Raw genomic sequence first — 18,165 nt, forward strand, 5'->3', positions numbered from 1 at the left:
CTTTTTTAAAGAGTGTCAACTGTGGATACCTTTGCCTCTGCTACGGCTACCACATTCTCTATTAATTTAGCTACTGTGAGCGGACCAACGCCGCCTGGAACTGGAGTGATGAACTTGGCTCTAGGGCTAACTGTTTCAAAATTAGCATCGCCGGCAATAGTTCCGCCAGATTCGGATGTGCCGGCATCGATCACAATCACATCATCTTTCACCTGTGTTCCGTTTAAAAAATTCGGCTTGCCTACTCCCAAAATAATGCAGTCTGCCTGCCGCAGCAGCTCATCCGGATTTAAAGTCTGGCTGTGAACGACCTCTACTTTGTAGCCTCTGCTTCGCAATAAATGAGCTACCGGCATACCAACTAAGTCGCCGCGACCAACTACTGCAAATTGCTTTTGATCCCATGGTTCAGGCAAACTATCGATTATATGCATGATAGCTCCTGCAGTGGGTGGCACCAAGCTAAAGCCGTTTACATCAGCTGCATTTGCATAAAAACCATTTGCGGATTGTTCGTTTAGCAGATCCACATCCACAGCTAGAGGGATAGAATTTATAATTTCTATTTGGTCCACGTGCCCCGGCAAAGGCAGCTGAACGATCAAGCCGCATAATTCATCCCTTTTGCTAGAAGCTTCTATAACATCAACAATTTCCTGAGTAGTACTGTCTGCGGGCAAATGAGCAAGTTCAAAAGCTAAACCGTACTTTTGAGCTGTGCGCTGCTTAATGCCTACATACGACAAAGAGGCAGGATCATTTCCCACTAAGACATCCACTAATAAAGGACGAAAAGGCAAACGACCAATCCGCTGCTGAGTTTGCAAATTTAATTGCTCTGCTAAAGCTCGCCCGTCTATATTCATTTATTTATTCTAAATTAAGTTTTTTAGCGCTGACTAAAACTATTTTCCCATGCGATTCTCTGCCCACCATTGCAAAGCATTTTTAACGATCGGCACCGCAGCTGCATGACCTTCACCACCAGCCTCTACTAACACGGTAATAGCTATCTGGGGATCTTCGTATGGCGCATACGCAGTATACCAGGCATGTGTTCGGCTCGGATCCGAACCGTCGAACTGGGACGTACCCGTCTTACCAGCAGAAGTAATCGGCAAAGACGCCAACTGGCGACCGCTTCCTTTAGCTGTGGTTACATTGTCGCGCATCCCGGCCTGAACAGAACGCAAGTGCTCAATGCTAATACCGCTGTTAACCAGCTCCTGAACTTGTGGGGTAAATACTGTCTCACCTCTCTGGTTCACAACCCTCTTTAGCAAGTACGGACGGTTAACCTTTCCGTCATTCGCTACTGCTGCCGTAAAGACAGTTACCTGCAAAGGAGTAGTAAGCATGTCCCCTTGCCCGATTGCAATATGATAAGTATCTCCCAAATACCATTTTCCCTGCAACGGATCGTTCTTCCAATAATTCATCTTCCAAGTCGGGTCAGCCACGCGGCCTGGTTTTTCTCCATTTATATCAATTCCTGTCTCTGCACCCATGCCAAACCTACGATAATATTCAGCGAGCTTCTCTGCACCCATGCCGTCGATGGTCATAGACGGATGCCCTCCCGCGACCGCGTAAAAATAAATATCACTGCTCTGCGCGATCGCGCTTCTCACATCCATCGGACCCAAACCGTCACGCTTCCAACCCACAAAATTGTAAGAAATAGCAGGATTAAACTGATTCGGGATTACCAAAACGCCGCGGTCATTAATAATAGTGTCTTCAGTCACTATGCCTTCCTGCAACGCAGCCGCCGCAGTCACCGACTTAATTGTAGATCCAGGGGGATAAGTCCCACTTATCGCCCGATTAAATAAGGGTAAATTTTTATTTTCCAGCAGCGCCTTATAATCTTCCGTCTTAATGCCTGGCGCAAAGAGATTATTATTAAATCCCGGCACAGACACTAAAGCCAAAACCTCGCCAGTCCTGGGATCCATGGCTACAGCCGCACCCTTATTACCCACGGGACTTTTGATAAAATCCTCATAGAGCTTTTTTTGCAACCCGGCATCTATATTTAATTGAACAATATTGCCTGGTTCGGGTTGGGCTTCTCCTAACTCTTTGATAGGCAGACCCATACTATCCACCTCCACTTGCTTGTTGCCATTCTTGCCACGCAAATATTTTTCGTAGGATTGCTCGATTCCAGACTTGCCAATGAAATCGTTCAGGTCATAATTCTCGGAGCGCAGAGATTCATACTGCTCATCAGAAATAACCCCAGTGTAACCCAATAAATGGGAATAAACCTCGGCCGAAACATAATCGCGCACCGGAATATTAACCAAAGAAAAACCCGGCAGCCTGTTTGCCAATACTTCAAACTGAATGCTTTCCTGCTGGGTTAGATTGCGCTTAACAATGATCGGATCCAGCACTCCGCCGGTGCGCTTTTTCATCTTCTCTTCAATTTCTGTCGACGGCACGCCAAATTTTTCTGTTATCAATCCAAAAATTTCTATACGCCCCTCTTCGGGTAAGTCCACTGGCGTAACGGCCAAGTTAAAGCTTGCTGTATTCTTTGCAATCACTTCACCATTCCGGTCTTCGATGAATCCTCGAGGAGCTAGAATCGTCTGCAGTCGAAGACGGTTACCCTCCGCTAAACTCCTCATCTTGCTACCCTGAATAATCTGCAGATTAAATAACTGACCAGCCAAAATTACGCTGCACACTATTAGCAGCACTCGAGGCCAGCGGATAGAGCGCTCAGCGCGGTCATCCTCGTCAAAAGCCTGAACCTGGTTGTTAGTGACCCCTTCTTCCCATTCCAAACCAAGACCGCTTTTGACACGGCCCGAGGCTTTGGACATTTTAAATGGATTTAAACGCGATTTGCGCATAATTAAAGGCGATAATTAGAACTCTTCTTATTGATAGATAGATTGGCAAACGAACCGCCCGATCTCTGAGTTAATTTTGCCAGCAATTCGGTAATAATTAAAATCGGATAGGTCAGCAGAATATTTAACAGCATCGCCGGCAATAAGGTTCTCAGCATTGTTCCGCTTGTTACCACAACTTCAGACCAGTTAAAGGCAAATAAAGCACCTGTGTAGGCCCACATCCAAACATGGACGATGATAGTTCCGAATATTATTGCGCCCAAAAAGTACTGCCAAGGCTTTTCCGAGTACAGCCAGCGATTAATGACAAGGTACGCCAGACTGCCGACTAAAATTAATCCTACTATGAGGCTGCCCACAGGAAACCCCATCATGGTTTCCATCCAAAATCCGCCAAGCGCAGCAAAAATTAAAAAATCAAAATTATTAAACGACCAAACCACCGCCAAAGTGAATAACAGCAAAAGATCTGGAGTGAAGGATCCTAAATGAAAAACATTGAATACGCTCTGATCAATGATTACAACTAGCAAGATAATTAAGATATAGAGCAGCCACTTCATGCAAACTATTTAATCACAAAAACAAAATCTAACTGATGCGCCTTAATCGGCGATACCAAGGTTAATTTTTTAAACAAATCATTCTGACCAGATAATTCCTGCCCTACTTGGCCGATCATTATATTCTTAGGAATTTGCGGATCTATGCCAGCAGTAACAACCAGGTCACCCGGAGCGACGTCCGCGCTTTGAGACACTAAGTCAAATACCAGTCCGGAACCAAAAGACCCTTTAATCACTCCCTCAACATTATTTCTCGAAACTCGCGCATCGATAGAACTTTGGTTATTTGTAATAAGCACTGCGGTAGAAGTATACTTTCCCACATGAACTATTTTGGCCACCAAATAACCTCCGCTCACCACACCCTGACCAGATTGCACTCCGTCCGGCTCGCCGCAGTTTAATATAAGAGAATCATTGGTGCCTTGAGTATCGCGCGAAAGCACAGTGCATGGCTGCAAATTATGCGGCTCCTTATTTTTAAACCCAAGTTCGCTTTTAAGTAATTCATTTTCGCTCTGCAACTGATCATAATTGACCTGCCGCTGCCTTAAATCGGTAAGCTCTTCACGTAGGGAATTATTTTCGGCCACTACCTCCTTCATTGAGCCCAACGTTCCTGCGACAGAAGTGATGGGCCGAAAAATACCAGTTACGAAATTTATAACCGGCTTAGGCGCCTGCGCAGCCAGATACTGAATTCCGCCCAACCAGCCATTTACCTGCAAAAACAAAGCTATAACAACCGCAACCAGTACGCCAGCAAATATTAAGAATGTTTTTGTGTAAATGAATCTCATAATTTTTATTTCTGGTTATAGTGTCGAATAATATTCTTTTCCACTCCTAACTTCTACGCCGCCCGCGCCAGAGGCCTCTGACGGGCGGCTGGGAAGTGAGGTCGCTTAAAAGTTACTCATTCTCAAAAACAAAATCAAAGCTATCTTGGAATCCTGGAAAAATCAGTCGGGAGCAATACCTCGCGAAGAGCCTCTAATTCTTCTACTACAATACCTGCGCCGCGTGCTACGCATGTTAATGGATCATCAGCAATTGTAACAGGCATTTTAGTTTCATCCTTTAACAAGTGATCCAGACCCCGCAGCAAAGCGCCTCCGCCAGCCAATACGATTCCACGGTGCATGATGTCGGAAATGATTTCCGGAGGAATTTCTTCGATTACCGCCTTAACGTTATTAACAATGTTTTTGATAGACGGAGTCAAGGCTTCGCGAATATGAGTGTCGCTCACGATAATTTCCTTTGGCAAACCCGATACCAAATCGCGGCCCCGCATGTGAGCTGTTAACGGCTCTGCCAACGGGTAACAAGAACCAATGCGCATCTTTAAATCTTCGGCTGTGCGGGTACCAATAAGCATGCCGAAGTTATCTCGGGCATACTGAACAATCTGTTCGTTCATAGCGTCACCGGCAACACGCAAGCTGCGCGCTATAACCACGCCACCAAGAGACAGTACAGCAATTTCGGTAGTGCCACCGCCGATGTCGATGATCATAGACCCTTGCGCATCCTGCACTGGCAAGCGCGCACCAATACTTGCTGCCATTGGCTCTTCTATTAAGAACGCCTCGCGCGCGCCAGCGTTGACTGCTGCGTCTTGCACAGCACGCTTCTCTACTTCGGTTACACCGGACGGAATGCCGATTACTACTCGAGGACGGCGCAAAAAAGAATAAGTCTGATTATGAACTTTATCGATGAAGTAGCGCAACATGGCTTCGGTTATCTCGAAATCAGAAACCACCCCGTCCACTAACGGACGGGTCGCGACAATATGAGTTGGCGTTCGGCCAACCATGCGCTGCGCTTCTGTACCAATAGCCAAAATCTGTTTGGTGCGCTGGTTAATAGCCACCACAGAAGGCTCATTGATAACAATACCCTTGCCTTTGACATAGACGAGGGTATTAGCGGTTCCGAGATCTATCCCTAGATCCTGCGAAAATCTTTTAAATATTGCGTCAAACATTAAGTCAGTTTTTTGATCAAATCTTCAATTGTTAACATTTCGGACTCTGCAGAATTTCTCGGCTTAAACTCGACCTTATTTTCTCCCATAGTCTTGGCGGAAATAACTACCCTGTAAGGGATGCCAATAAGGTCGCTGTCGGCGAACTTTTCACCTGCACTAGAGTCTCTGTCATCATATAGTACCTCAACCCCGGCAGCTTGTAAATTTTGATATAAATCACTGGCCGCCTTGCTCACAGTTTCGTCTTTTGCGCCCAAACCGAGCAAATGCACCTTAAACGGAGCTATGCTTTCCGGCCAGATAATACCTTTCTCATCAAAATGCTGCTCCACTACTACCCCCATGCACCGGGACGGCCCAATGCCATAGCACCCCATTAAAACCGTTTTTTGAGAACCGTCTTCATCGGTGAACTTCAAATTAAAGCTGTCGGAGTATTTTGTTTTCAACTCAAAAATATTTCCGACTTCACTGGCCTTAGTTTCGCGGTAATCTCTGACATTGCAGTTAGAACAAACTTTCTGGTCATCAAAAATTTCTTTGTTTACTGCGAGACTGCACTTGTTACAAACATATACGGTGTCTTCACCATTTGGGGTCTCTACCTGAAACTCGTGCGAGTACTTAGAAAAAGTGCCGCCACTAGCTTCTACATACAATGCAGGAATGCCAAGTCGCTCGAAAATCCTTTTGTAAGCCCCTGCCACCTTATTATAGTAAGCGGTTAAATCCTCTTCATTAGAATGAAAGCTATACAAATCCTTCATACGGAATTCGCGTCCACGCATTAAGCCAGCCTTGGCGCGGGCCTCGTCTCGAAATTTGGTCTGAATTTGGAATACTGCCTTTGGAAGATCCCTATACGACCCTATGATTTCCTTTGCCATAGGTGTAACAATTTCTTCATGAGTAGGTCCTAAAGCATAGCTGTACGTTGCAGGCAATGGATCATCATTTTTAGGATGCCTTGAACCCAGTTTAAACAATACATCTAACTCATCCCAACGTCCGGTGGCTACCCAATTCTTCGAGGGCTGCAATGCAGGCATCAACACTTCGCTTGCGCCGATGGCATTCATTTCTTCGCGGATGATATTCTCTACCTTTTGCAAGACCCTCAAACCCAATGGTAAATATGAGTAAACTCCTGCCATGACTTTCTGCACGAAACCTGCCTGCTCCAACAAGCGAGCGTTCACAGAAACGTCGTCTTTAGGGGCAGCCTTGCTGGTTTTTAAAAAATATTGTGATTGCTTCATAATGTTCCTTTGTCTGTAATACTACTTGGCCGGCTAAAAGTTGATTTAGCTGAACAAGTTCTTAATTGATTCCAACTGCGACACATCCCGGACAGTGATCACAACCATCAACAACAACAGCAACATAAATCCAATCGCGTTTGCGTATTGTTCCACCGACTGGTTATTAGGCTTGCCACGCAACTTCTCTATTATTAAGAAGAGCATGCGACCACCGTCCAGAGCGGGAAACGGCAGCGAATTTAAAATTGCGAGGTTCAGAGACAAGAAAGCGGTAAATTGCAGCAATGGCAGCAAACCCAAATCGGCAACTTGGCCAGTAAGCTGAGCGATCTTCACCGGGCCGCCGACGCCCTTTACCCCGTCCTCAGATGTAAAGATTTTAGCAATGCCGCTAAAAATAGCCTTCAGCTGGTTAACTGTAGTTTTTGCACCCTGCCACAAAGCAACATGGGGCTGGAATTGCATCTTGCCATAATAAGCCAAACCCACCCCGACCACGCCTTTAGTAGGATCATTCTGTGTCTCGGTAACTACTTCTGTTTTTACAATTTCGTTAATGCGCTTAACTTCGAAGCTCATGGTCTGGCCGGCTTTGGAACGAATATAATCCTGGAGCGTTTCTATCTCTGTAAATTGCTGGCCGTCGACAGATAAAATAATATCGCTTTCTTTTATATTTGCTGCTTCTGCAGCAGAACCTTCCCGAACGCCGCCAATCAAAATTTGTTGCTGACTAAACCTCGCACCAGAAGGGACTTCGTCCAAACCATTAATAGCCACGGGCAAGCCGATCATAAAACCGACCGAAAGAATTACCCATGCTGCCAGAACATTCATCGCCACCCCGGCAAACAAAGTTAAAAATCTGGCAATAAAGGATTTGTTGGTAAAACTGCGAGGGTCTTTCGCTTCATTATTATCTTCACCCATAATCTTTACGAATCCACCCAACGGAATAGCATTAACGGAGTAAACAGTTTGACCCTGGTCGACACTATCTGCGACTGCCTGTCCCCCCTTGCCCCAAACCAACCGCCATTTGCCGTCTTGCTTCTGAATTCCAAACACTCTTGGTGGAAAGCCGAAACCGAATTCGTGCACACCCATACCAGCCCGCTTGGCAAACAAAAAATGACCCAGCTCGTGAACAAACACGAGCAGGCTGAGAATAGCAACAAAAATTATTATTGTAAGTATCATTAAACTGTCATTAATTCTTTTTCTTTATCCGAAGCCGTGTTTTTGATCTGTTCGTTATATTTATCGATTACGTCCTGAACTTTCTTTTGAGCACTGGCCACATCGTCTTTGGTAATCTGTCCGTCGCTTTCCGCGCGCTTCACTGCTTTCAAAATTTCCTCTCGCACCTGCCTCACTCCAATGCGTGCCTGTTCGGCAATCTGGCCGACTAGCTTTACCATTTCCTTGCGGCGCTCTTCGGTAAGCATGGACAAATTCACGCGTACTACTTGTCCATCGCTGGACGGGTTGAACCCTAAGTTTGCTGCGGTGATGCCTTTTTCAATTTCTCCTAATTGAGATTTGTCCCACGGGCTGATTGTCAACGTTCTAGCATCGCTAACTGTAACGCTAGCCACTTGTTGTAACGGCACCTTCGAACCGTAACTTTCCACCATTACTGTCGCCAGTAGTGCCGGATTGGCGCGACCTGTGCGCACGCTAGATAGCTCATGATGAAAATGCTCCATAGCTTTTTCGAACTGTTCTTTGTGTTGATTGATTATATCTTGGATCATTTACTCTATATATTACTTTTATTGGAAACATTATTACCGGGATACTCCGGCGAAAGCGATTTGAGGGAGATCTCTGCTAATCAGGATGACTCCAACTAAACCATTAGTATTAGTACTGGTCGAACTCCAGGTCGCACCACCATCTAGCGATTTAAATATGACGGAATTGCTACTGGCATAAATTACAGAACTGGAGCTTGGCGCCACACTCACGGCAAATGGCGACGCGTCACGCTGTCTAAATGGCATATTAACATAATTCCAGCTACTTCCGCCATTAAATGACCGGAATAAACCTTTATCTGTAGCAAGCCATAAATTTGAAGAACTGCTTGGATCGATCGCTAATTGGCGGTATTGGCTAATTCTGCGGCCAAAGATCGATGAACGGGAATTATTGATTGTGGGCACTAAAGTTTTGGTAATCTGCTCAAAGCTTACGCCATTATCCGTGCTCCTAAACACCCCAGTTTCTTGTGCTAACACATAGACCTCACCCGGCAACCAATGGATTCGAGTAATTCTATCGTTATAGCTTTGGACCAATTTCCAGGAATTGCCGGAGTCAGAACTGCTAATAACCGAGCCCTTACCCAAACCGATCATAATCTCTGTGGTGTTATTTGGGTTAATCGCTACTGTACGAACCGGATTTTTATTACCTGCATCGCTGTAGACTTCGGTCCATGTCTTGCCGCCATCACGAGTATTGATTAAACGACCGCGATCGCCCAAATAACTTGCTGCATACATGATGTTTTCGTTAGAAGGGTCAATGGCAAAATCGTAAATAAGAACTCCGCCTAAAACCTCAGTCCAGTTTTCTCCCGCATCTTCGGACGAGAATAAGCCGCCATCAAAGCTCGAAGCAAATATCTTATCGCCTGCCGCATTAAACTTCATCTGGGAAATACTTCGCGACAACAAAGACTTTTCGTTATTCACAATTTTATTTGCGGGTTGCCAATCTACCCCGCCATTAGCAGTCTTGACCACCCCTACTTGAACCTGTTGGCCGCTAAGAGTGCAAGAAGCCCCCAACAAACTTATCGCAGCTATGGTTAAAAGAATTTTTTTCATATTTTTATTTTGTGTTCATTAAAAATTGTTGAAGCACTAATTTTGAATTATAACTGCGTTTTAAATCTTCGTGAAAGTTCTGGGCAACTTTTAAATTATGAATGATCTCGGGCAAATTTCCCGGCTGGTCGAGCTGAGCCTTGAGACTGATAATCCAAAGCGACACCAGCATTTGCAGGTCTTCGGTTTCTAATTGAGTGAGAGAGTTAAGATCGATAAGATTTAACTGATGAGACCCTAGCTTAGACAATACATCGCTTAGCCGCTGGGTACGCTCCGGGTCGCTTTGCAGCTGCTGCCCCAAGCCCGGATAGTGCTTAACTATTTCTAACAAGTTCCCAGGGAGATCAAAGTCAAGCAAGGATTCATCTATTCCAACCTGATCTAAAGGGAAACAGCGGATGGCTACGCAACGTGACATAATAGTCGGCAAAACTCGCTGGCCATTGGCGATTAAAATAAACATACTGCTAGCGGCTGGTTCTTCCAAGGTCTTAAGCAGAATATTGCTGCTAGATGGCGATGCGAGTTCGAAATTCTTCAAAATGAAAATTTTCTTGGCACCGCTGGTTGTTAAGCTGGAAAAGGAGATCAGCTCTCGCAAATTTTCTACACCACCAGATTCTTCAAAATCAAACTCTAAAATTTCGGCGCGCGTTTGTGACGACGAATTGAATTCCGAGATCTTTTTGGCGAACTCTACAGCCAAAGACTCCTTGCCTACGCCACGAGGACCCAGGAATAAAAAAGCGTGCGGAATGCTATCAAAGTTTGCCGCATTAACAAAATTATCTAGCAAATGCTTAGCTCCTTTTTGACCAGGGGTTTGCCAGCTGCTTTTGTTATGTTTTTTATCGGTTTTCACCTATTTATTATAACACAAAACGTGCCCTAAAACTGAGCTCTTATATGCAAGACTCAGGCTAGTTTTGGACCTTAATGGTTCCCTTAGCGGAAGGGTTTATATGGTCATGAAAGCCCCAGGTTCCAACCTTAGCAAATTTGAATTCATATTTACCACCGGCATTGATGCCAGTATCAGCATCGAACTCAGGATATATAGTATGATTCGGATGGTCATCAGAAGCTGGGCGGAACTTGCCATCGCTGTCATTCTTAAAGATCACAATATCCCCTTTTTTGACGGTCAAAGATGCGGGACTAAAACTAGTGCCGTTGTAAATAATTTCATAAACCATTACGTCCGGAGACTGAATATCGTCTTCACCGGTTGGGGTACTGGAACTATTGCTAGTATTAAAGTTAGAGGGCTTGGTAGTTGATGTTGTAGGATTATCAGTTGGAGAAACTTCACTTTTGGTTATCGTATCCGTGTCTACTGTGGCTTGTGTAGTCGCAGTCGAAGCTGCTTCTTTGTTAGACTGCTCTGCAGTATTATCCACGGGATTAAAGATCAAATAACCAGCAAAGGCTGCCAATATCGCAACCCCGACGATAACGAGTCCCTTATTTTTCATACTATTTATTAGTTAATTATGGTACTTTAATTATAACATCGCCATGAACACCAAAAAGTTACAACCGAAAAAGGGCTCTAGTGGTAGCCATACGCTGAATAGAAACTACGACATCATTTGTGTTGTCGGCCCGACTGCTTCCGGAAAAAGTGAATTAGCTGTGAGGCTGGCAAAACAATACGACGGCGAAATAATCTCCGCCGATAGCCGCCAGATTTACCACGGCATGGACATTGGCTCCGGCAAAGTGGAAGGCAAGTGGGTAAGTAAAGCTAGATACATTGAGAGGAAAGCAGTCGGGAAAAATCTGAAACCAATAACGGGCGAACAAAGAGAAACTAAAAACAAAGACGATAAAATTTTTGTTTATAAAAATATTCCGCATTACTTGATCGACGAATCTTCCCCATCCGCGCAATATTCGGCGGCTAAGTTCCAGCGCCGCGCCCGCGCCGCAATTAACGACATAATCAAACGCGGCAAATTGCCCATTGTCTGCGGTGGTACGGGGCATTGGGTCGAAGCAGCTATTTTCGATACGGATTTTCCCAAGGCCAAACCCGATAAAGCAATCCGAGCGATGCTCAGCCAAATGGCGAAAGAAGAAATGCACGCCATACTACAAAAAATCGACCACAGGCGCGCGGCGGAGATTGATAAAAATAATCCACATCGCTTGATGCGGGCTTTAGAGATTGTGCTTACTACCGGAAAACCAGTTCCTGTTCTAACAAAAAGATCCTATTATAAGAATTTACGTGTATTATGGGTTGGCCTAAATCCAGGCAGCGAGGTGCTAGAAAAAAATATAGCAAAACGCCTAAAGGCACGGTTGAAAATTGGAATGCTCAAGGAAGTGGCGAATTTACACAAGGCCGTGCCAAAAGAAAAAGACGCACCATCCAATCATACTTTCAAAAAAAACTCAAAAGGCTTAAGCTGGAAAAAACTCGAGAGCTTTGGGTTGGAATACAAATACTGCGCCCTTTACCTGCAAGACAGAATATCTTTGGAAGATATGCAAAATAGTATTATTGTCGGCAGCCGGCAATATGCCAAACGACAAATAACTTGGTGGAAGCGCAACCCGGATATTCTCTGGGCTGCTTCGGAAGCCAAGGCTTTGGCTCTTGCAAAAAAACTCCTTTCCTGATATCATATTTTTTCGTTGCGCATTTATGCCCAGCGGAAATACAAGTTTAAGGAGAACCCTATGACCGCAGCAGCTGCACAAAAGGAATTATTAACCAAGCTTGATTCAAGAATTTTGCTTCTAGGAAGCCAGAAAGGCGGCCTTCAAGTAATTGAAATGTCCGAGGATTCGGGCATGGTCTTTCTCGATCCTTTAGAATTTGATGGCGAAATATGCATCGATCAAGGCGACGGCATAGTTTGTCATTATTCTCTGAAGGTTTTTGCTGCCCCAAGCAGTATCGCAGACAAGTCTAAAGTAAGTCTCGAAAACCTGCTGCTCTTCCCCCATGCTCTTTATTCCAGTTTGAAACTCTCTATTCGGGAAGAGATTGGGGCTAGGCTAGAAAGTCTTGAGTATAGCGAATTAGCAGATTACTTCGAAGTAGAAAGTATGGGTATCACCTATACGGTGCAATTCGGTGCCCTGCAGATCTAAAAGATAAAGCGACAATACCGTCGCTTTTTTATTTTGATCAACTACCCTTGCATGCGTGCCAGCAGCAACACACCTCCAATGGCCATAGCCACACCCAAATATTGATGCTGCCTCAATTTCTCCTTATTAATTAGCACGCCTAACAGGACGGCCAAGATAATATAGCTCTCACTAATAGTAATCGCGACAGAAATTGGAATATAAACAACCGCAAAAGCAAATGCGATCCAGGCCATGTTATCAAACGTAACCTCCGCTAAAACAGTGAGGGGATATTTCTTGATATGCCCCACCATCAAACCGAAGCGGTTGGTAAAAATATAATAAATCACACATGGAATTAAAATTATTAAGCTCGTTGCCCATATAGTCATCAAGGGGCTAGTCTCCTGACTAGCAAAACCGACTGTAAAATTACCCAGTGCCATAGCTATGGATCCGAAAAACGCTAACCATACCCCCCGTTCGAACTTTTTAATATGGCCATGCCAAAGATTCCTTAGTACATGCCTTCCTTCGGTCACTGTTAAAAAAATACCTATGAACACCAACGCGATTATTAAATATGTAAACAGATCTAACCGTTCATGACCCAACAGAGCGGCTATGATAACCGTGAATGGCAGCTCCAAACTTGCTGTAGGTTCGACTACAGAAAGCTTACCCTTCTTTAAAGCAGTGAATAAAAAGAACGAAGCGCCAATTAAGACTACGCCGGCAGTAAGTAATATATAAACAGTGCGAGCTTCAAGCAGAGGAAGTTCGTCCCATATGAAAGGCAAAAGAACTACGGCCGCCACAACATCGATAAAGAACATAGCATCGACAATGCCGGTTTTGCGCGAGGTTCTCTGTATAAAAAAATCACCTAAGCCCCAGCTAACAAGCGCTACTAAAGCAAAGATGATTCCTAAATATTCCATAAATAATTTTGATGTTGATGTTTATAAAAGCTTAAAAAGATTCAACTAACCATACTATTTTAAAAACCAGTTTCTGAAAAACTTAACTTAATTTCTTCCTAAGCAATTCATTCACCACCTGTGGGTTGGCTTTGCCCTGAGTTTCCTTCATAACCTGACCGACCAAAAATCCGAACGATTTTTGCTCGCCAGCTTTAAAATCGGCAACGGCTTTTTCGTTCGCAGCTATAACATTGTCGATAGCAGCTTCGATGGCGCCTTCGTCGCTTACTTGAACCAGGCCCAGCTCTTCTACTATATGATCCGGCTCGCCGCCCTTTTCGAACATAACCTTAAAGACTTGTTTAGCTGCGCTGCCGCTAATTTTACCGTTATCAATGAGCTTTACCAGTTCGGCCATGTTCTCGGCGGAAACCTTAGAATCCATTGGGTTCATATTATTGCTGTTTAACAAAGCAGAAAACTCCTGCAGGCACCAATTAGCCGCTCCTTTAACCAGCTTGGCTCGCAATTCTTGATGAGGAATTTCTTTCATGCCGCTGTGCACGCTATCATCTGCAACCATCCAGGCGTCGATTTCGCTAACCACGTTCTCAAAATATTCATTAAGTTCTTTCCAAGACAGCAGGTCTTCGATGGCATCATTGGCCAAACTAAACTCCTGAGCAAAACGCACGCGCTTAGCCGATGGCAATTCCGGAAGATTATTTCGCAGGTCATCTACGAATTCTTTTGTAAAATGCATTGGCGCTAGATCCGGCTCTGGGAAATAGCGATAGTCATTCGCCTCCTCTTTGCTGCGTTGTTCAACGGTTTCATTTTTCTTTTCATTCCAGCCCATTGTTACCTGCTTTGGCATTTCGCCAGCTTCCAGTATTTCGATATGGCGGGGTATTTCGTAGTTAATCGCTGCTTCGGCAAATCTAAAGCTGTTGATATTTTTCACTTCAACTTTATACTTGGGCAAAGTTTCTTCGCCCGGCTTGCGAACAGAAATATTCGGCTCGCAGCGCATAGTTCCCTTTTCCATATCTGCAGCACCAGCGCCAACATAGCGAACAATTCTCTGCAACTCCTGTAAAAAAATGCGGGCCTCTTCGGCAGTCTCTACATCTGGTTCGGTTACGATTTCTAATAACGGACAACCAGCACGATTAAGATCCACCAAGGAATACGGCAAGCCTTCTGGATGGGTGTTTTTACCGGCGTCTTCTTCCAAATGAGCGCGGGTGATGCGAATGCGCTTCGTGTATGCCTCTGGATTACCGCCCCACTGGGCTCGACTTGAATCCGCCGGCACACTGATTTCCACCCAGCCATTTTTGGCAATCGGTTCATCGTACTGGGAAATTTGATAACCCTTTGGAAGATCCGGATAAAAATAATGCTTGCGGTCGAACTTGGAGAATTCTGGAATTTCACAATTCAAAGCCAAGCCTACCATAACACCCAGACGCACTGCTTCTTTGTTTAATACCGGTAAAGTTCCTGGCTCAGCAGTAACAACTTCGTCTATATTAGTATTTGGCTGTTTCTCATCAGGATTATTCGGTGCGCTCGAAAACATCTTGCTTTTAGTAGCAAGCTGGACGTGGATCTCTAATCCAATGACTGGTTTATAACCTTTTAGTTCCATAAGTTACTTTTGATGAATCAATTTTTTTATCAATTCGTACGCAAACCTTTTACCTCGATGTTTTTCTCCCCAATAATTCTGCTGAGTATTAATACTCTTTTCCAAATCAAGAAGTGATTTAATCTCTTCTTCGGTCTCTGCGTGCTTGTCTGTTCTTAGAAAATCAATCGCTGCTCTATGTTTATCTATAACTGGGGCGAAATCAACCTCGAGCCAATCAAGCAAGGTATTTTTTTCTTCATCAGTTAATTCAACTTTTGCATCTTGAGAGGTTAATGCCCTGAACATATCTGGATACTTATCCTTAATAGCAAGACTTACGCCTGTCTCAAATACGTCCATATTCTTGAGCATTGTGCCAATATCAGCATTTTGCTTTAACTCAAATTCTGCATTAAGCTGATTGTAATCAATTTCTCTGTGCATATTTTAAATTGCTTTCTTAGTGTGCCAATCGGTTGCATCCTGATAGGCAGCTCCGACGTTAAAGACTTTTTGCTCGCCCCATTGCGGGCCGATAATTTGCAATCCCACCGGCATCTCTTTTTCTCCCCCATCGCTCGGCTTTGCAAAACCGCAGGGAACAGATAGCCCAGGAGTCCCTGCTAAAGAACCAGGGATATTCAACTGATCGGCAATATAACCAAACAAGGGGTCGTTAGCTGCTTTGCCTAAAGGCAACGCTACATTCGGAGAACTCGGCGCTACTAACACATCTACCTGCTTAAATATTTCCTCGAACTCTCTGAGAATCAATCGGCGCACGCGCTGAGCTTTTTTGTAATAAGCATCGTAATAACCAGCAGATAACACATAGGTGCCGATCATAATTCGGCGCTTGGCTTCGTCGCCAAAGCCTTCGGCACGGCTCTTCATATACACGTCCAATAAACTGCCTTCTTCTGATGTTGAATGGCCGTAACGGATGCCATCATAACGCGCTAAATTAGATGATACTTCACTGGGACAAACAATAGCATAAACCAAAGAACCATATTTCGTGTTCGGCAAGCTCACATCGACAATTTCTGCGCCCAATCCGCGCAGAACCTCGATCGCCTCCATCACTCTAGAACGCACATCTTCTTGCATACCCTCTATAAAGTACTCTTTAGGGACGCCAATTTTCATGCCTTTAATATCGGCATTGAGAAGCTTCGAGTATTCTGGAACTTCCATAGGTCCTGTTGTAGAATCTTTTTCGTCCTGTCCGCTAATAACTTCGGCAATCATCGCCAAATCGCGTACGCTCTGTGCCATCGCACCCATACTGTCTAATGAACTTGCCATCGCTGCTACCCCATAACGAGACACGCGTCCGTAAGTCGGCTTCCATCCGCTCACGCCAGTTAAAGATGCTGGTTGGCGAATGCTGCCACCGGTTTCTGTTGCCAAGGCCCAAGGAGCGAGCCCTCCCGCAACTGCAGCAGCGCTACCGCTGCTAGAGCCGCCTGGCATGCGAGTGGTATCCCAGGGATTGCGAGTCGCTCCGTAGTAAGAAGTTTCACCGCTAGAGCCGTGCGCAAACTGATCCATATTGGCTTTGCCGATCATCACAGCTTTCTGTTCTTTCAATTTAGCAATTACAGTGGAGTCATAAGGAGGAATATAGTTATCCAAAATTTTCGATGCAGCCGTGGTGCGAATGCCTTTGGTTAAAAACAAATCTTTTGCCGCAAACGGAATGCCGCACAAAGGAGGGTTGCCGCCTTCTGCAGCAATATATTCATCGGCCTCTTGCGCCTGACGCAAAGCATCTTCTTCGTCTACGGTAATGAACGCATTCAATTTATCCTGATCGCCGACCGGAGACAATTCTTTAATGCGTGCCAAAAAATATTTCGTCAGTTCCACCGACGAAATCTCTTTGCTATCTAATTTTTGACGCAGCTCATGCAGCTGCAGCTTTTCCCATTCCATTACAAAATTGATTTCACTTTATAGTATCTATCTTTGCTCTGTGGAGCGTTTTTTGTTATATCGTCTTGGTATTCGATCATAACGGCTTTATCTGGGCGCACAACATTTTCCAAACCAGTTACCGAAGAGACGATTTCCAGCCCTTCTGTATCGACATCTTTAAGCTCGTCTACATAATCCAAAACAGAAGACAGGTCGGTTTGGAATTTTTCCACTTCCCCGTCTCGCAGCTCTATACGCGCTAATTGGGCGATTTTTTTGACTTCATCTGTACTTAACATAGCTTAATTATAATGAAATTATTCGAAAAAGAAAATACTGTATAGAGTGGTTCTAAGTATGGATTTAACCGCGAAAAATTGCTATACTTAGCCCAATCATTAATCTCTATGTATATATGTGGATTTTCTTAGGAATTATTGCGATTGCAGTAATCGCTATAATCTTTGTTTACAACTCGCTTATTCGCTCCCGCAATCGCGTGGACGAAGCATGGGCAGATATCGAAGTTCAGCTTAAGCGCCGCTATGACCTGATCCCTAACCTAGTAAATACCGTTAAAGGTTTTGCTGCGCAGGAATCCGGCGTGCTAGAACGCGTCACCGAAGCCCGCACCCGCGCGATGGGCGCGCACAACCCGGCCGAACAGGCTCAGGACGAAAACATGCTGTCCTCTACTTTAAAAAGCTTGTTTGCTGTTGCAGAAAACTATCCTGACCTAAAGAGTAACCAAAATTTTGCTCAATTACAGGCAGACCTTACTGACACAGAAAATAAGATTCAGGCCGCTCGCCGATTTTATAACGGTAACGTCCGCGACTTTAACACCAAGATCGAAGTCTTTCCTACTAACTTGTTTGCTTCCATGCTTGGCTTTACCAAGCGGGCGTTCTTCGACATCGACGACAACGGCCCAGAAAGCCAGAATGTTGAAGTTAAGTTTTAAACTTCAATTTTCAAGTAATTAAGGATCAAAAGTCGCGTGCTCACTTACACAGAAATTGGTAAAAATAAGACCTACTCAGTTTTGCTGGTATTTATATTCCT

The 18,165-nt window shown here is 44.6% G+C and carries 19 protein-coding genes; 3 read left to right on the plus strand and 16 right to left on the minus strand.

The window, feature by feature from the left end:
• Positions 1-5: 5 nt before the first annotated feature.
• From IPM19_03305 to IPM19_03355, 11 genes are all read right to left on the minus strand, one after another.
• Complete coding sequence (locus IPM19_03305; GenBank protein QQS22634.1) at positions 6-866, minus strand: bifunctional 5,10-methylenetetrahydrofolate dehydrogenase/5,10-methenyltetrahydrofolate cyclohydrolase; 861 nt, start codon at positions 864-866, stop codon at positions 6-8.
• Positions 867-905: 39 nt separating this feature from the next.
• Positions 906-2,837 carry a penicillin-binding protein 2 gene (mrdA, locus tag IPM19_03310; GenBank protein QQS22635.1) on the minus strand — a complete coding sequence of 644 codons (1,932 nt, stop codon included), beginning with the start codon at positions 2,835-2,837 and terminating at the stop codon, positions 906-908.
• 32 nt (positions 2,838-2,869) lie between these two features.
• Complete coding sequence (locus tag IPM19_03315; GenBank protein QQS22636.1) at positions 2,870-3,433, minus strand: hypothetical protein; 564 nt, start codon at positions 3,431-3,433, stop codon at positions 2,870-2,872.
• 5 nt (positions 3,434-3,438) lie between these two features.
• Positions 3,439-4,236 (minus strand): rod shape-determining protein MreC, encoded by a 798-nt coding sequence (mreC, locus tag IPM19_03320; GenBank protein ID QQS22637.1) that lies wholly within the window; start codon positions 4,234-4,236, stop codon positions 3,439-3,441.
• A 140-nt stretch (positions 4,237-4,376) separates the two neighbouring features.
• Complete coding sequence (locus IPM19_03325; GenBank protein ID QQS22638.1) at positions 4,377-5,429, minus strand: rod shape-determining protein; 1,053 nt, start codon at positions 5,427-5,429, stop codon at positions 4,377-4,379.
• Entirely contained in the window at positions 5,429-6,691 is a 1,263-nt protein-coding gene (locus IPM19_03330) for a hypothetical protein (protein QQS22639.1), read from the minus strand. Before IPM19_03330 ends, IPM19_03325 begins: the two co-directional genes overlap by 1 nt.
• Positions 6,692-6,736: 45 nt before the next feature.
• On the minus strand, positions 6,737-7,894 hold the full coding sequence (gene rseP / locus IPM19_03335; GenBank protein ID QQS22640.1) for an RIP metalloprotease RseP: 1,158 nt from the start codon (positions 7,892-7,894) through the stop codon (positions 6,737-6,739).
• Complete coding sequence (frr, locus tag IPM19_03340) at positions 7,894-8,451, minus strand: ribosome recycling factor (GenBank protein ID QQS22641.1); 558 nt, start codon at positions 8,449-8,451, stop codon at positions 7,894-7,896. Before frr ends, rseP begins: the two co-directional genes overlap by 1 nt.
• A gap of 33 nt (positions 8,452-8,484) precedes the next feature.
• On the minus strand, positions 8,485-9,531 hold the full coding sequence (locus IPM19_03345) for a hypothetical protein (protein QQS22642.1): 1,047 nt from the start codon (positions 9,529-9,531) through the stop codon (positions 8,485-8,487).
• A gap of 4 nt (positions 9,532-9,535) precedes the next feature.
• Positions 9,536-10,396 carry a hypothetical protein gene (locus IPM19_03350; protein QQS22643.1) on the minus strand — a complete coding sequence of 287 codons (861 nt, stop codon included), beginning with the start codon at positions 10,394-10,396 and terminating at the stop codon, positions 9,536-9,538.
• A 58-nt stretch (positions 10,397-10,454) separates the two neighbouring features.
• Positions 10,455-11,009, minus strand: a complete 555-nt coding sequence (locus tag IPM19_03355) for a cupredoxin domain-containing protein (protein QQS22644.1) — start codon at positions 11,007-11,009, stop codon at positions 10,455-10,457.
• A gap of 43 nt (positions 11,010-11,052) precedes the next feature.
• Between IPM19_03355 and miaA the strand changes: the two genes are divergently transcribed.
• Together miaA and IPM19_03365 are read left to right on the plus strand one after the other, a co-directional pair.
• Positions 11,053-12,162 (plus strand): tRNA (adenosine(37)-N6)-dimethylallyltransferase MiaA, encoded by a 1,110-nt coding sequence (gene miaA, locus IPM19_03360; protein QQS22645.1) that lies wholly within the window; start codon positions 11,053-11,055, stop codon positions 12,160-12,162.
• A gap of 60 nt (positions 12,163-12,222) precedes the next feature.
• Positions 12,223-12,639, plus strand: a complete 417-nt coding sequence (locus tag IPM19_03365; GenBank protein ID QQS22646.1) for a hypothetical protein — start codon at positions 12,223-12,225, stop codon at positions 12,637-12,639.
• 41 nt (positions 12,640-12,680) lie between these two features.
• On the opposite strand, the gene IPM19_03370 is transcribed toward IPM19_03365, so the two are convergent.
• From IPM19_03370 to gatC, 5 genes are all read right to left on the minus strand, one after another.
• Complete coding sequence (locus tag IPM19_03370) at positions 12,681-13,562, minus strand: DMT family transporter (protein QQS22647.1); 882 nt, start codon at positions 13,560-13,562, stop codon at positions 12,681-12,683.
• A gap of 82 nt (positions 13,563-13,644) precedes the next feature.
• The gene (gene gatB / locus IPM19_03375; GenBank protein QQS22648.1) at positions 13,645-15,198 is read right to left on the minus strand and encodes an Asp-tRNA(Asn)/Glu-tRNA(Gln) amidotransferase subunit GatB; all 1,554 of its coding nucleotides are present in this window, start codon (positions 15,196-15,198) and stop codon (positions 13,645-13,647) included.
• Between the two features lie 3 nt (positions 15,199-15,201).
• Positions 15,202-15,624: a hypothetical protein gene (locus IPM19_03380; GenBank protein QQS22649.1), complete on the minus strand. Its 423-nt coding sequence runs from the start codon at positions 15,622-15,624 to the stop codon at positions 15,202-15,204.
• 3 nt (positions 15,625-15,627) lie between these two features.
• Entirely contained in the window at positions 15,628-17,118 is a 1,491-nt protein-coding gene (gatA, locus tag IPM19_03385; protein ID QQS22650.1) for an Asp-tRNA(Asn)/Glu-tRNA(Gln) amidotransferase subunit GatA, read from the minus strand.
• The gene (gatC, locus tag IPM19_03390) at positions 17,118-17,399 is read right to left on the minus strand and encodes an Asp-tRNA(Asn)/Glu-tRNA(Gln) amidotransferase subunit GatC (GenBank protein QQS22651.1); all 282 of its coding nucleotides are present in this window, start codon (positions 17,397-17,399) and stop codon (positions 17,118-17,120) included. Before gatC ends, gatA begins: the two co-directional genes overlap by 1 nt.
• A gap of 116 nt (positions 17,400-17,515) precedes the next feature.
• On the opposite strand from gatC, the gene IPM19_03395 reads away from it, so the two are divergent.
• The gene (locus tag IPM19_03395) at positions 17,516-18,064 is read left to right on the plus strand and encodes a LemA family protein (protein QQS22652.1); all 549 of its coding nucleotides are present in this window, start codon (positions 17,516-17,518) and stop codon (positions 18,062-18,064) included.
• Positions 18,065-18,165 lie beyond the last annotated feature (101 nt).

It is taken from the genome of bacterium (genome assembly GCA_016699995.1).
Classification (GTDB): domain Bacteria; phylum Patescibacteriota; class Doudnabacteria; order UBA920; family UBA920; genus UBA920.

Coding starts and splice junctions, on each gene's coding strand:
- IPM19_03345 (QQS22642.1), bottom strand. CDS start 9,531: ATGAAAAAAATTCTTTTAACCATAGCTGCGATAAGTTTGTTGGGGGCT.
- IPM19_03330 (QQS22639.1), bottom strand. CDS start 6,691: ATGAAGCAATCACAATATTTTTTAAAAACCAGCAAGGCTGCCCCTAAA.
- IPM19_03325 (QQS22638.1), bottom strand. CDS start 5,429: ATGTTTGACGCAATATTTAAAAGATTTTCGCAGGATCTAGGGATAGAT.
- gatC (QQS22651.1), bottom strand. CDS start 17,399: ATGTTAAGTACAGATGAAGTCAAAAAAATCGCCCAATTAGCGCGTATA.
- IPM19_03380 (QQS22649.1), bottom strand. CDS start 15,624: ATGCACAGAGAAATTGATTACAATCAGCTTAATGCAGAATTTGAGTTA.
- gatA (QQS22650.1), bottom strand. CDS start 17,118: ATGGAATGGGAAAAGCTGCAGCTGCATGAGCTGCGTCAAAAATTAGAT.
- IPM19_03355 (QQS22644.1), bottom strand. CDS start 11,009: ATGAAAAATAAGGGACTCGTTATCGTCGGGGTTGCGATATTGGCAGCC.
- rseP (QQS22640.1), bottom strand. CDS start 7,894: ATGATACTTACAATAATAATTTTTGTTGCTATTCTCAGCCTGCTCGTG.
- IPM19_03370 (QQS22647.1), bottom strand. CDS start 13,562: ATGGAATATTTAGGAATCATCTTTGCTTTAGTAGCGCTTGTTAGCTGG.
- IPM19_03315 (QQS22636.1), bottom strand. CDS start 3,433: ATGAAGTGGCTGCTCTATATCTTAATTATCTTGCTAGTTGTAATCATT.
- IPM19_03395 (QQS22652.1), top strand. CDS start 17,516: ATGTGGATTTTCTTAGGAATTATTGCGATTGCAGTAATCGCTATAATC.
- gatB (QQS22648.1), bottom strand. CDS start 15,198: ATGGAACTAAAAGGTTATAAACCAGTCATTGGATTAGAGATCCACGTC.
- IPM19_03305 (QQS22634.1), bottom strand. CDS start 866: ATGAATATAGACGGGCGAGCTTTAGCAGAGCAATTAAATTTGCAAACT.
- IPM19_03365 (QQS22646.1), top strand. CDS start 12,223: ATGACCGCAGCAGCTGCACAAAAGGAATTATTAACCAAGCTTGATTCA.
- mreC (QQS22637.1), bottom strand. CDS start 4,236: ATGAGATTCATTTACACAAAAACATTCTTAATATTTGCTGGCGTACTG.
- mrdA (QQS22635.1), bottom strand. CDS start 2,837: ATGTCCAAAGCCTCGGGCCGTGTCAAAAGCGGTCTTGGTTTGGAATGG.
- frr (QQS22641.1), bottom strand. CDS start 8,451: ATGATCCAAGATATAATCAATCAACACAAAGAACAGTTCGAAAAAGCT.
- miaA (QQS22645.1), top strand. CDS start 11,053: ATGAACACCAAAAAGTTACAACCGAAAAAGGGCTCTAGTGGTAGCCAT.